Source organism: Brevundimonas sp. AAP58 (assembly GCF_001295975.1).
Classification (GTDB): domain Bacteria; phylum Pseudomonadota; class Alphaproteobacteria; order Caulobacterales; family Caulobacteraceae; genus Brevundimonas.
This window is the reverse complement of sequence record NZ_LJHU01000069.1, coordinates 1-12292: the sequence shown is the minus strand read 5'-3', so window position 1 is coordinate 12292 and position 12292 is coordinate 1. Positions and strand designations below refer to the sequence as shown.

Genomic DNA, 12292 nt, shown 5'->3' with positions numbered 1-12292 from the left:
CCCGCCGTGAAGTCGGCCAGGCCCGGCCGATCGGCGGGGTCGGCGGCGGCGCCGCCCGCGATGACCAGCTGGACGTTCATGATCGGCAGGTCGGTGGAGCGCGCGACGATGACGCGCAGACCGTTCGACAGGGTTCGCTCGGCAATCACCGGCGCGGCCATCTCCCGCGGCGCCCCGGGTGCGGGCGGCGCTTCACGCTCGCCCTCGGCCCGCAGTTCGTTGGGCGGAAGGATGGCGGGCGGGACGGTGAGGAAGGTCGGGGTGGGCGCGGGATTGCGCCAGCTGTCTTCCGGCACGCCCTCAGGCCTCTGGCTCTCATCCAGATAGCGGATCGAGACCCGGGCGTTCTCATCGAGATACCGCCGGGCCACCCGCTGGATATCGGCCGGGGTCACGGACCGGATCTGCTCGACGCGGCGATCTGGCGCGCGCGGGTCATGCTCTGCGATCACAGCGTTACCGAGCAGGAAGGCCCGACCCGACGCGGTCTCTCGCTGGCGCAGGTCGGCGGCCAGCAGTTCGGTCTGGGCCTCGGCCAGTTCGGCGGCGGTGACGGGTTCGTTCCGGATGCGCTCCAGCTCGGCGTTCAGAAGGGCCTCGGCCTCGTCCATGGAGCGACCAGCTGCGACCGTGACATTGGCCGTGATGGTCCCGCCCTCTTCGTCCGCATTGGACCCCAGGCTGGCGGAAGCAGCGACCTGGCTGCCATAAACCAGGGACTGGAACAGGCGCGAACTCTGGCCCCGCGACAGGATGGCGGCCATGACGTCCAGTACCGTGGCATCCGCAGAGCGAGCATCGACGCCGGGAAAGATCGCCGCGATGGCGGGCAGCGGCACATTGGGCGCATAGGCGACGACAGAGCGGGGCTGGGTGCGCGGGGTCGCCACCGGGCGCTCCAGCACCGGCACGGGGCGATCCGGATTGCGGATGTCGCCGAAATACTGGTCCACTAACCGATTCAGCTCAGCCGGGTCGAAGTTGCCCGACACGATCATGGTTGCTGTGGCGGGACGATAGTAGGCCTCGTGAAAGGCGCGGGCGTCGTCGATTCCCGCGGCGTCCAGTTCCTCCAACGAGCCGATCACGCTGCGGCGATAGACGTGCTCGTCATAGGCGTTGTCGCCGATCACGAACCGCTGCAGCCGACCGTAGGGCGGGGCGTATACGCGCTGGCGCAGCTCCTCCTGAACGATCGAACGCTCGGCGTCGAAGACGGCCTGATCGACCACAGGCCGGGCCATGCGCTCGGCATGGGTCCACAGCATGGTCTCCAGATACTGGGGCGGCACGGTCTCGTAGTAGTTGGTGAAGTCCTGGCCGGTAGAGGCGTTCCTGGCTCCGCCCGCGTTCTCGACCATGGTCGAGATGCCGCCATAGGGGATGTTCACCGTCTTGCGGCTCAGGATGTGCTCGAACAGGTGAGCGAAGCCCGACCGGCCCTCGGGGTCGTCCTTGCCGCCGACATCGTACCAGAGCTGGACCGTGACCGTCCCGGCGGTCGGGTCGGGCATGGCATAGACGTCGAGACCGTTGGCGAGCTCCCGGTGCGTGAACTGAAGCGGCGGTGGCGCGATGTCCGGAGCGGTCTGTGCGCTGGCCATCGGCGCGGCGCAGATCAGGGCGGCGAGGGAGGAACCCAGGAGCAGGGAACGGAGCATGGCGGCCTCGGACAATCGCAAAGGCCCGACCCTAGGCCCGCCATGGCGACGCCTCAAAGTTACGACGGATTAATGTGACATCGCGGCTTTGGACCATCCAGTGGCGTCGCTGCGCTCCCGGGGCTAGGACACCACGCCATGACGTCTCCTGCCGACGAACTGACCCAGATGGCCGAAGAGGAGCTCATGGCCGCCTGCGCCCTGACCTGGCCGGAGCTGAAACGGATCACGCCGTGGGGAGACACCTTCGAGGGCTTCGCGCCGTCGGGCCGGACGGTCGAGGTCGAGCGGCGCTATCTCTGGGCGCACGACCCCGCGGGGGCCATCGTCGTCGAGGTCGAGGTGCGTGACGCGGCGGCCAAGACGTGCGTCGAGGCCCGTGCTTTGCTGCACGCGCCGGGCTGACGCACAGGATTCACCGACCCGCGTTAACCTTTTCCGTTGCGAAGCCGCCCCGGCCCGCCAATGATCAGCCAGGCCGTGACGGGAGACTCATCGATGTATCCGCAGGACTTCCCGGTCGAGCGCGCAGTGCCGGTCATCAGTCTGCCGATGGTGCTGACAGGACTGGTTGTCCTCGCGCTCGCGGTCTGGGCCGGATATGCGCTCGCACGAATGAAGAAAGACGACGGCCCGTCGCCACGCGCCGTCGCCGCCTCCATCCACGCCGCCGTCCAGCGCAAGCTGAACGCCGCGCTCGCCGCCCACGGCGGAGCCACGATCAACGCCGCTCAGGCCCTGGTCGACGAGATCGAGATTCGTCTGGGGTCTGTGCTGAGTCTGGCCGGTCCGCTGGGCAGGTCGAGCGGCGCCCTGAAGGACGCCATAGCGGGCAAGGTGAAGCCCGCGCCGACGGTCCAGCCGGTCAGCCCTCATGCCGTCATCGTGCCCATCCCCGGCCAAGGGGGTGGCGCTGCCGCATCGGCCGCCTCGGCCGCCGGATCGGCCGGAGCAGCGGCCGTCGGCGAGACGGGGGGACTGGTCGGAGCGGTCCTGCATCTGCCCCCGGCCCCGCCCGCGCCTCCGCCGCCGCCGTCGCCGCCCCAGCACGTCGCGGGCGTGCGCGCGGCGCTCGAGGACTTCGCCGCCTGGTGGGGGACCACCCCGTCCGATCCCGCCGCCGACGCCCGGATCCGGGAGCTGGAGGCCGCTGCTGGCCAGCTGACGACCGAGGTTCCCGCACCAAAGGCAAAGCCGGGCGGTCATCACTGATCCCCGGCGTTCCCATCGACGCGGAAAGGCCGTAAGCCTCCGCTCATGAAACTCGCCTCGCTCAAGCACGGCCGCGACGGCCGCCTCGTCGTCGTCTCTTCCGACCTCGCCTGGTTCACCGACGCCTTCCTGATCGCCCCCACCATGCAGGCGGCCCTGGATGACTGGGAGCGGTGCGAGCCGCGCTTGCGGGCGCTCGCCGAAAGCCTGGATCACGAGGCCGTCCCGCGCGGCCGTTTCCATGAGCGCGACGCCGCCGCCCCTCTGCCGCGCGCCTATCAGTGGGCGGACGGTTCAGCCTATGTGAACCACGTCGAGCTGGTGCGTAGGGCCCGCGGCGCCGAGATGCCCGCCAGCTTCTGGACCGATCCCTTGATGTACCAGGGCGGCTCGGACCACTTCATGGGCGCGCGTGATCCCATCCCGCTCGCCGACGAGAGCTGGGGCTGCGATCTGGAGGCCGAGATCGTGGTCGTCACCGGCGACGTGCCCCAGGGCGTGACGCCGGAGGAGGCGAGGGGCCACATCCGCCTGATCGGTCTGGTCAACGATGTGAGCTTGCGCAACCTGATCCCCGGCGAACTGGCCAAGGGTTTCGGCTTCGTCCAGTCCAAGCCGGCCTCGGCCCTGTCGCCGGTTTTTGTCACGCCCGACGCGCTGGGCGATCGCTGGAAGGACGGCAAGCTGCACGGTGCCCTGTCGGTCCAGCTCAACGGCAAGGACTTCGGCCGGGCCGATGCCGGCGTGGACATGACCTTCGATTTCGGGGTCCTGATCGCCCATCTGGCCAAGACGCGCAGCCTGGTTGCCGGCTCGATCATCGGTTCGGGCACGGTGTCAAACAAGGACGCCGACGGCGGCCCCGGCAAGCCCGTCGACCAGGGCGGCCTAGGCTATTCCTGCATCGCCGAGGTTCGCACCGTCGAGACGATCCTGTCGGGCGCTCCGGTCACGCCGTTCCTGAAACACGGCGACACCGTCCGCATCGAGATGCTGGACGAGAAGCATCACTCGATCTTCGGCGCGATCGAGCAGGTCGTGGCCCCGGTCTAGGGGCTAGTTCGGCCGCATCACCTGCGCCGAGAACCGCTCCATCTCCTCCTCCTGGGGCGACATCTGGAGCAGCAGCAGATCGAGACCCGCCGCCTGGAACGCCTCGATCCGTTCCCGGACGGTCTCGGGCGTGCCAACGAAGCCAGGACGCAGACCGCGGTTGGAGACGCTGTACTCGCGGATCTTCAGCTCCCGCTCCAGCTCGGTTCCCGACAGCCACTGGTCGAAATTGGCGAAGCCGGCCGGCGGTTGGCCCTCGGCCAGGCCCGGGATCGTCGTGATCCGCTCCAGCTCGCGCTCGGCCTCGGCCTGGCTGTCGCGCACGATGGCATAGCCGGCCATGCCGTACTGCATCGGCGGCAGGCCAAAGCTCTCGCGCCGCGCCTTCATGTCGGCGACCTTCTCGGCGATGAACTCGGGCTCGTCGCCGTGCATGACATAGGCGTCGCAGTACCGCGCGATCAGGGTCTTGGCGGCCTCGCTCTCCCCGCCCGCATAGATCACCGGACGCGGCCGCTCGGGCGAAGACGTCGGCTTGGGCTCTACGATAGCGTCCTTCAGCGTGTAGTAACGCCCCTCGAAATCGACGCGCTTCTCCGTCCACAGACGGTTCAGCACTTCCAGCCATTCGCCTGTGCGGGCATAGCGGTCGTCGTGCTGGTCGAACTGCAGGCCATAGCTCTCGGCCTCCTTGGCCCACCAGGACGAAACGACGTTGAGCGCCAGCCGCCCGTTCGAGATCCGGTCGATGTTGGCGGCCTGCTTGGCGAACAGGGCCGGCTGGTGAAAGTTGGGCCGCACCGCCACCATCAGCTCGATCGTCTCGGTGATGGCCGCCAGAGCCGCCGCCGAGGACCAGGCGTCCAGAGCCGGTGCCTCGATCCCCTTGATGTCGTTCAGGTTCAGCTCGGCGATCAAGGTCAAGTCATAGCCCAGGGCCTCCGACCGCTTCACCAGCCGCGACAGGTTCTCCCAGGACGCTTCCCGCTCGTCCGCGACGTTCCTCAGCCAGCCGCCAAAGACCGGGGCCCAGTATCCATACCTCATGCCGCCTGCTCCCCGACGCGCTTCGCCTTTTCTTCGGCGACGATTCCCTTCAGCCAGTTCACCAGATCGTCGTGCGGGTCGAAGCCCAGCACCTGGACCGGATTGGCCACGAAGTTCGACAGACCGTTGATGTCGTAGAACAGGACGTCGCCGTTACGTTCGTCGATCAGATATTCGACGCCCCCGACCTCCAGACCGCCCTCGATGGCGATGCGCTCGACCGCCGCGATGATCTCGGCCGACGGTTCGGCCTTCGTCATGGTCAGGGTCGGGGCGCCGGGCCGCACCAGACAGGCGTCCGCCGGGCACAGGTCGAAGGCGTCGCCCGGGCTCTCGATGTCGATGGCGTACAGATACTTGCCGTTCAGCGTCTCGACTCGCGTCACCTTGCCGTCCCGGCGGGGCGCGTATTCCTGGATCAGGGAGATGCCGTTGACCCCCACGGGGCACCATTGCTCTCCCGCGGCTTCGGCCAGCTTTTCCGGCGTCTCATAGCGGGTAATGCCCGCGCCCGCCCCGCCGATGTCGGCCTTGACCAGCACCGGGAACCGCAAGCCTTCGGCCGCCGCCGGAATGTCCGCCTGACGGTGCGCCACCCGCGTCGCCGGACCCTTCAGCCCTAGCCGCGCGACCAGACTCATCTGCCGCGCCTTCGACGTGTCGATGTTCAGCGCCGAGGCATTGACCACCCGCGTCCCCAGCCCCTGCCAGTGCTCGAACAGGCTCTGGGCGTAGAAGATCGGATGCTCCGGATCGCGCAGGAAGGAGCTCATGGCCACACGGCTGAACACCACGGTCGCCGGTGCGGGCGAGGCGGCCGGATCAAAGGTGCTGCCGGCCAGCGGCACCTTCACATAGCTGACGCCATGTCGCTCCAGCGCGGCGAACAGGGGCTCGAACCACTCGGGATGCTCATAGACGATGGCGAGGTCGGGCAAGGTCGCGCTCATGGCATGCCAGATGCGTTACACCATGATGGAACGCAAGGCCTCCGCCCATTTTCCTGATGACGCAGGCCAACGTCCCCCGCTATGAGCGGACCCGCGCCCCGGTGGTGGAATTGGTAGACGCGCCGGACTCAAAATCCGGTTCCGAGAGGAGTGTCGGTTCGAGCCCGACCCGGGGCACCAACAGAGACCCAACCTTTGTGCATATCCAGTTCGTCCAGGATGCGGGCGAGCTGGCCTTGTAGCGTGATGCGGACGGATAACCCTGGTTTGTCGGTCTTCGGCTCGATAGCAATGTGGCGGATCAGGGTGCCCTCGCAACACAATGCTCGCGGAATGTTGTCGCTGGATGCAGAGGTCCTCGTACGCTGCCCTGCGGCTTGGCGTCTCCTGAATGACCGGTCACTATGGTCGACGAACGGCGCTGCCTGGCATGGCGCGCTCATGGCCAGGGGCGATCGCCCTGACGGATTGAATGAGGGGCCCCATGACCGGCGGCATGATCTATTTCCCGGTCGAAGGGCAGGTGAGGCCGACGAGCGTCGTGGAAGAGGCCTCCGCGATCTTCGCCTCCACCATCCGCATGGTGGAGATCGAGGTCTTTTCCTATTGCAATCGACGGTGCTGGTTCTGTCCGAACGCCACGCATGACCGGATCTCGTCCAACATCCACATGCGGCCCGAACTCTATACAGATCTGCTGGGGCAGCTGCGCTCGATCGACTACAAGGGTCTGATTTCCTTCAGTCGTTACAACGAGCCCTTTGCGGATCGCGTCATCCTCGACCGGATACGCGAAGCACATGAGACGCTGCCTGGCGCGCGCATTCACACCAATACCAACGGTGACTACCTCGATTTCGATTACATCGAGGAGATCTACGATGCCGGGATGCGCAGTCTCAACATTCAGTTCTATCTGAAGAACAACGACCGATACGACCATGAAGCCGTCAGGGCCCGCGCGCTTCAGACGATGGCGAGGCTGAAGCTCCCGCACACCCTCGTTCGCGACGAGCCCGGTGTGTGGCTGGAGTACACCTTCGAATACAAGGACATGACGATTCGCGGGTATGGCAGAAACTTCGAGACCGATGGCACCAGTCGGGGCGGCCAGGTCGACATAAGGCGAGACTACGTCAGGACCTCGCCGTGCATGATGCCATACTGGGCTGTCTATATCGACTACAACGGCAAGATGGTTCCGTGCTGCAACTTTCGTTCGGACATCCCTGATCACTTCGACTACATTGTTGGCGACCTGAACGAACAGCCGAACCTCTTTCTCAACTACACCAATCGCCGGGCCACGGAGTTTCGGCGGTCCCTGGCGAACACACGGGTCAAGGACGGTCTGTGTCGGGACTGCTACTTCGTTCTCGAAACCCCGACCGAGGATCAGGTCACGGGAATGGCCGAGCTTCTCGCAGCGACGGTCTGATGAGACGCCTCAAGGCCTGCGCTAAGGCCGCAAGCCGAATCGGCCAACCAGGCTGACGCCGGCTGCGCGCTCCTGCAGCCATCGCCTGAAAGCCCGCCGGTCTCGCCGGCGGGCTTTCTGCGTTTAGGCCTGCTGCGATCAGCAGGCGATCTTCACGGTCCGTTCCGGCATGTGGGTCTCAGTCTGATCCCAGCCCGGGGCACCACCAACGGCCGATCGCCGAAGCCCGGAACGCAAGCGCCGTTAAGACATTGGAAAGGGGCAACCCTGGTCCAACGTCATGATCCCGCTGATCCTTTCCGTCGCCCTCGTCGCCAATCCCTCCCTCGTGCCGAGCGAGCTGCGTGTCGCGCCGGCCGCCGCGATCGCGCCCGCTCCGGCGCCCGCGCCGCTGCTTCAGGGCGTCACGGTCACGCTGGAATGCACGGCGAAAGCCAGCGGCAAGGTCGAGGCCTGCCGCGTGATGGATGAAACCCACCCCGGCATGGGCTTCGGAGACGCCGCCGTCGCCCTGATGAACGGGGCCGAGGTCGAGCCGGGACCGCGCGACATGCAGTTCGCCCGAACGCTCGTCTTCACGCCCTGACCCTCGAACGGCGTTGCAGAATGTGACGACGCGGCGGTTGCGCCTGTCGCACCCGGCGCGCATCTGGCCTGAATGACCTCCCCCGACGCCGCCGCTCCGCCCGCGAAAGGGCCGGGGCTTCCCGAATTCGTCTGCCTGATCGCCTCGATGATGGCGATCAATGCGCTCTCGATCGACATCATGCTGCCGGCCTTGCCACAGATCGGCGAGGCGCTGGGCGTGGCCAACGAGAACAGCCGTCAGTGGGTCATCACCGCCTATCTGCTCGGCTTCGGCGCGCTTCAGATCGTCTATGGGCCGCTGGCCGATCGCTATGGCCGAAAGCCCCTGATCCTTCTGGGCATCGGCGTCTTCGTCGCGTTCAGCGCCGTCGCCATGCTGGCCCCCAGCTTCGAGACCTTGATCCTCGCCCGCGTCGGCCAGGGCATGGGGACGGCGGCGACGCGGGTGCTGGCCGTCTCCATCGTGCGCGACCGCTATTCGGGCCGGACCATGGCGCGGGTCATGTCGCTGAGCTTCCTCGTCTTTCTGGGCGTGCCGATCATCGCGCCCACGGTGGGCCAACTGGTGCTGTCCGTCGCGCCTTGGGAGGCGATCTTCGGCCTACTCGGCGTGGCGGGTCTCGCCCTGATTGTCTGGATCGCGCTGCGCCTGCCCGAGACGCTCCATCCCGAACACCGCCAGCCGGTCGAGGCCGGCCGCATCGCCCGCGCCTTCGGCGAGGCCGTCACCAACCGCCAGTCCATCGGCTACACCCTGGCCATGACGGCGATCACCGGCGCCCTGTTCGCCTTCATCAACTCCTCGCAGCAGATCTTCTTCGATGTGTTCCAGGCGCCCCATCTGTTCGCCGGAACCTTCGCCGTCATCGCCTCCGGCATCGCGGTGGCCGCCGTCACCAACGCCCGGCTGGTCGAGCGGCTGGGCTCGCGCCTGATCGGGCACACGGCGCTCCTCGGCTTCATCGGCTTTTCGGCCATTCATGCCGCCGTGACCCTGTCGGGTCAGGAGACGATCTGGACCTTCGCCGTGCTGCAGGGCCTGACCATGTTCTGCTTCGGCTTCCTGGCTGGCAACTTCGGGGCAATGGCGATGGAGCCGATGGGCCACATCGCGGGCACGGCCTCGTCGGCCCAGGGCTTCATCTCGACCGTCTTCGGCTCCCTCGCCGGCCTCTTCATCGGCCAGCAGTTCGACGGAACCGTAACCCCCATGGCCATCGGCATCACCGTCTGCGGCCTCATGGCCCTCGGGTTCGTCCTGGTGGCGGAGAAGGGCCGCCTGTTCGTGTCGAGGAACGCGCCACCCCTAGCCGCCGCGCGCTGAGGCCTGCGTCCGCTTCTGGCGCAGGGGCGGTGTACAGTCTTCCCCTCGCAAACCTCCGGGCGGGGAGAATTCAGACATTTCAGACGATTCAGACTCTGTTTTCGCGCCTGCCGTTCCGCCCCTTGATTTGGCCATGCTTTCGGGGCTCGCTGCGGTCCGCCTTCGTTGGAGTCGCCCATGTCCCGCGCCCGTCTTTCCCTGATGGCCTCGGCCCTCGCCCTCGCCGCCGCCCTGTCCGGCTGTGACGGTCTGGGTCAGGAAAAGTCCGACATGCCGCCGCTTCCCGCCTCCGCCACCGCCCCGGTGACCTACGTGCGCGACATCCACTCCTACGCCCGGCCCGAGATCGCCCGGGTCAAGCACGTCGACCTGGACCTGTCCGCCGATTTCGAGGCCCAGACCCTGTCGGGCACGGCGACGCTGGACGTGACGGGCGAGCCCGGCGCGACCGAAGTCATCCTCGACACGCGCAATCTCGACATCCGCTCCGTCGCCGACGCGGACGGCCGCCCCCTCACGTTCGCGCTCGGCGAAGACGACCCGATCCTCGGCCGCCCCCTGACGATCAACTTGCCGGCCTTCGAGGCTGACGAGGCGAAGAAGATCGTCGTCACCTATTCGACCCGTCCGGATGCGGCGGCGCTCCAGTGGCTCACCCCAGCCCAGACGGCGGGCGGACAGCAGCCCTTCCTGTTCAGCCAGGGCCAGGCCATCCTGACCCGCACCTGGGTCCCGACCCAGGACAGCCCCGGCATCCGCCAGACCTATTCCGCGAACATCACGGTCCCCGAGGCGCTGAAAGCGGTCATGTCGGCCGAAATGCTGACGCCTGAAGGCGGGGAGGCGAGCGAGGGGCGCAAGACCTATCGCTTCCGCATGACCAATCCGGTCCCGCCCTACCTTATCGCCCTAGCGGTGGGCGACCTGGCCTTCGCCGAGGTGGGCGAGGCCGTGGGCGTCTGGACCGAGCCGTCGCGTCTGGCGGCAGCCGAGAACGAGTTCGCCGAACTGCGCCAGATGGTGGACGCCGCCGAAGGGCTCTACGGCCCCTATCGCTGGGGTCGTTACGACCTGCTGATCCTGCCGCCGTCCTTCCCCTTCGGCGGCATGGAGAACCCCCGCCTGACCTTCGCCACCCCGACCATCGTCGCGGGGGATCGGTCGCTGGTCAGCCTCGTGGCCCACGAGCTGGCGCACAGCTGGTCGGGCAATCTGGTGACCAACGCCACCTGGGCCGACTTCTGGCTGAACGAAGGCTTCACCGTCTATTTCGAGAACCGCATCATGGAGGCGGTCTACGGCCGTGAGCGGGCCGAGATGCTTCTGGTGCTCGGCTGGGGCGAACTTCAGGACGCCCTGGCTGATCTACCGGCCGCCGACACCCGGCTTCGACTGGACCTGACAGGCCGCGATCCCGACGACGGCCTGACGCCCATCGCCTATGAGAAGGGGGCGTTCTTCCTCAAGACGATCGAGCGCATCGTGGGGCGCGAACGGTTCGACGCCTGGCTGAGGGCGTATTTCGAGCGGAACGCCTTCCGCCCCATGACTACCGACGGCTTCCTCGCCGACATCCGCGCCAACCTGATCCAGGGCGATGCGGAGCTTGAGCGGCAACTGATGCTGGAACAGTGGATCGACCAACCCGGACTGCCGTCCAACGCCCAGGCCCCGACATCGACGGCGCTGGCTGCCGTGGATCAAGCAGCTCAGGCTTTCTATGTCGCCAAGGGTCCGGCCTCGGCCATCCCGTGGCGACGGTGGTCGACGCAGGAGCGTCAGCACTTTCTCGCCTGGCGCCCGACCGGGGCTGCGGCCTCCCGCGACTGGCTGACGCCCGCCCAGCTGACCGATCTCGAGACGACGCTGGCCCTCAAGGACGAGGGCAACGCCGAGGTTCTGTTCGCCTGGCTCCAGATCGCGGTGGCGCACCGCTATCAGCCCGCCATGCCGACGCTGGAACGCTTCTTGACGACGCAAGGCCGCCGCAAGTTCGTCCTGCCGCTGTTCACCAGCCTCTGGGCCGAAGGCGACTGGGGCCGCCCGATTGCCACGCGCCTATACGCCCAGGCGCGGCCGGGCTATCATCCGATCACCAGCGGCTCCGTCGACGATGTGGTGGGGGTGCCCGCTGGCTGATCCAGCGGGCGTAGCCCCAGGCCATCAATCGACCGTGCGGGTCCAGCCCTTCTCGGCCATGCACTGGACGAAGGCGGTCGTGCCTTCGGCCCGCCCGGCGCGCTCACGGCACTGGTCGCGCGCACCATCGAACGGCTGTGCCCCCTCGCCGCTCCAGCCGTACTCGCGACTGTCGCCGGCATCGATGACGGTGACGCAGGCCGAGGTCGCAAGCGCGGCGACGGCCAGGAGAGCAACGGTGATCTTCTTCGACATGGAATCCTCCTGAAACGAGAGCCTGCCCATCTCACGGCGAGGCTCCGGACTCTCGTTACAAGTCCGAAAGCTGGATGAAACCTTCGTAAGGCTCAGTTCCGCGTGGCCGTCATGAAGAAGTTGACGTCGGCGTCCGCGCCCAACGTCCAGCGATCGTTGAGGGGATCATAAGCCACGCCGAACGGGCCATGAACCGCCACCGGCTCCTCAGACAGCATGCGACGGATCTCGTCGGGCTTGAGGAACTGGTTCCAGTCGTGGGTGCCCGCCGGCACCCAGCGCAGGACGTACTCCGCCGCCACCTTGCCGAGCGCCAGCGACTTCAGCGTCCGGTTCAGGGTGGCGACGATCATGATCCCGCCCGGCGCGATCAGGCGCGAACAGGTCCGGATGAAGGCCTCCGGATCGGCCACATGCTCGATGATCTCGAGCACGAGGACGACGTCGAACGGGCCACCGGCGTCGGCCTCGATCTGCTCCACGGTGGCGGCGCGGTAGGCGATGTCGAGCCCCATCTGCTCGGCGTGGGCGCGGGCCGTGCCGATGTTCTCGGACGAGGCGTCGATGGCGGTGACGTCAAAGCCCATGCGCCGCATCGGCTCGGCCACCAGCCCGCCGCCGCAGC

At 67.2% G+C, this 12292-nt stretch carries 12 protein-coding genes and 1 tRNA gene; 8 read left to right on the top strand and 5 right to left on the bottom strand.

Annotated features, from left to right (window positions below):
- The coding region (locus IP78_RS09700) for a pitrilysin family protein (protein WP_197272429.1) at positions 1-1661 on the bottom strand (1661 nt) is incomplete at its 3' end.
- Positions 1662-1799: 138 nt separating this feature from the next.
- Here IP78_RS09700 and IP78_RS09695 point away from each other — a divergent pair.
- The 3 genes from IP78_RS09695 to IP78_RS09685 all read left to right on the top strand — a co-directional run bounded on the left by IP78_RS09695 (position 1800) and on the right by IP78_RS09685 (position 3926).
- Entirely contained in the window at positions 1800-2066 is a 267-nt protein-coding gene (locus IP78_RS09695; RefSeq protein WP_054111481.1) for a hypothetical protein, read from the top strand.
- A 93-nt stretch (positions 2067-2159) separates the two neighbouring features.
- Positions 2160-2873: a hypothetical protein gene (locus tag IP78_RS09690; RefSeq protein ID WP_156320357.1), complete on the top strand. Its 714-nt coding sequence runs from the start codon at positions 2160-2162 to the stop codon at positions 2871-2873.
- Positions 2874-2918: 45 nt separating this feature from the next.
- The gene (locus IP78_RS09685) at positions 2919-3926 is read left to right on the top strand and encodes a fumarylacetoacetate hydrolase family protein (protein WP_054111479.1); all 1008 of its coding nucleotides are present in this window, start codon (positions 2919-2921) and stop codon (positions 3924-3926) included.
- A 3-nt stretch (positions 3927-3929) separates the two neighbouring features.
- On the opposite strand, the gene IP78_RS09680 is transcribed toward IP78_RS09685, so the two are convergent.
- Both IP78_RS09680 and IP78_RS09675 read right to left on the bottom strand, forming a co-directional pair.
- Positions 3930-4973, bottom strand: a complete 1044-nt coding sequence (locus IP78_RS09680) for an LLM class flavin-dependent oxidoreductase (protein WP_054111478.1) — start codon at positions 4971-4973, stop codon at positions 3930-3932.
- The gene (locus tag IP78_RS09675) at positions 4970-5911 is read right to left on the bottom strand and encodes a RimK family alpha-L-glutamate ligase (RefSeq protein WP_054111482.1); all 942 of its coding nucleotides are present in this window, start codon (positions 5909-5911) and stop codon (positions 4970-4972) included. The genes IP78_RS09680 and IP78_RS09675 overlap by 4 nt, the downstream gene beginning before the upstream one ends.
- 107 nt (positions 5912-6018) lie before the next feature.
- Between IP78_RS09675 and IP78_RS09670 the strand changes: the two genes are divergently transcribed.
- The 5 genes from IP78_RS09670 to IP78_RS09650 all read left to right on the top strand — a co-directional run bounded on the left by IP78_RS09670 (position 6019) and on the right by IP78_RS09650 (position 11412).
- A tRNA-Leu gene (locus IP78_RS09670) sits at positions 6019-6103 on the top strand.
- Between the two features lie 304 nt (positions 6104-6407).
- Complete coding sequence (locus IP78_RS09665) at positions 6408-7361, top strand: radical SAM/SPASM domain-containing protein (protein WP_054111477.1); 954 nt, start codon at positions 6408-6410, stop codon at positions 7359-7361.
- Positions 7362-7641: 280 nt separating this feature from the next.
- The gene (locus IP78_RS09660) at positions 7642-7947 is read left to right on the top strand and encodes an energy transducer TonB (protein ID WP_054111476.1); all 306 of its coding nucleotides are present in this window, start codon (positions 7642-7644) and stop codon (positions 7945-7947) included.
- 72 nt (positions 7948-8019) lie between these two features.
- Complete coding sequence (locus tag IP78_RS09655) at positions 8020-9273, top strand: multidrug effflux MFS transporter (protein WP_054111475.1); 1254 nt, start codon at positions 8020-8022, stop codon at positions 9271-9273.
- A gap of 177 nt (positions 9274-9450) precedes the next feature.
- Positions 9451-11412 (top strand): M1 family metallopeptidase, encoded by a 1962-nt coding sequence (locus IP78_RS09650; protein ID WP_054111474.1) that lies wholly within the window; start codon positions 9451-9453, stop codon positions 11410-11412.
- A 24-nt stretch (positions 11413-11436) separates the two neighbouring features.
- Here the strand turns inward: IP78_RS09650 and IP78_RS09645 are convergent, their stop codons facing one another.
- Together IP78_RS09645 and ubiG are read right to left on the bottom strand one after the other, a co-directional pair.
- Positions 11437-11667 carry a hypothetical protein gene (locus tag IP78_RS09645; RefSeq protein WP_156320356.1) on the bottom strand — a complete coding sequence of 77 codons (231 nt, stop codon included), beginning with the start codon at positions 11665-11667 and terminating at the stop codon, positions 11437-11439.
- A gap of 92 nt (positions 11668-11759) precedes the next feature.
- Positions 11760-12292: bifunctional 2-polyprenyl-6-hydroxyphenol methylase/3-demethylubiquinol 3-O-methyltransferase UbiG (ubiG, locus tag IP78_RS09640; RefSeq protein ID WP_156320355.1), on the bottom strand; the 533-nt coding region annotated here is incomplete at its 5' end.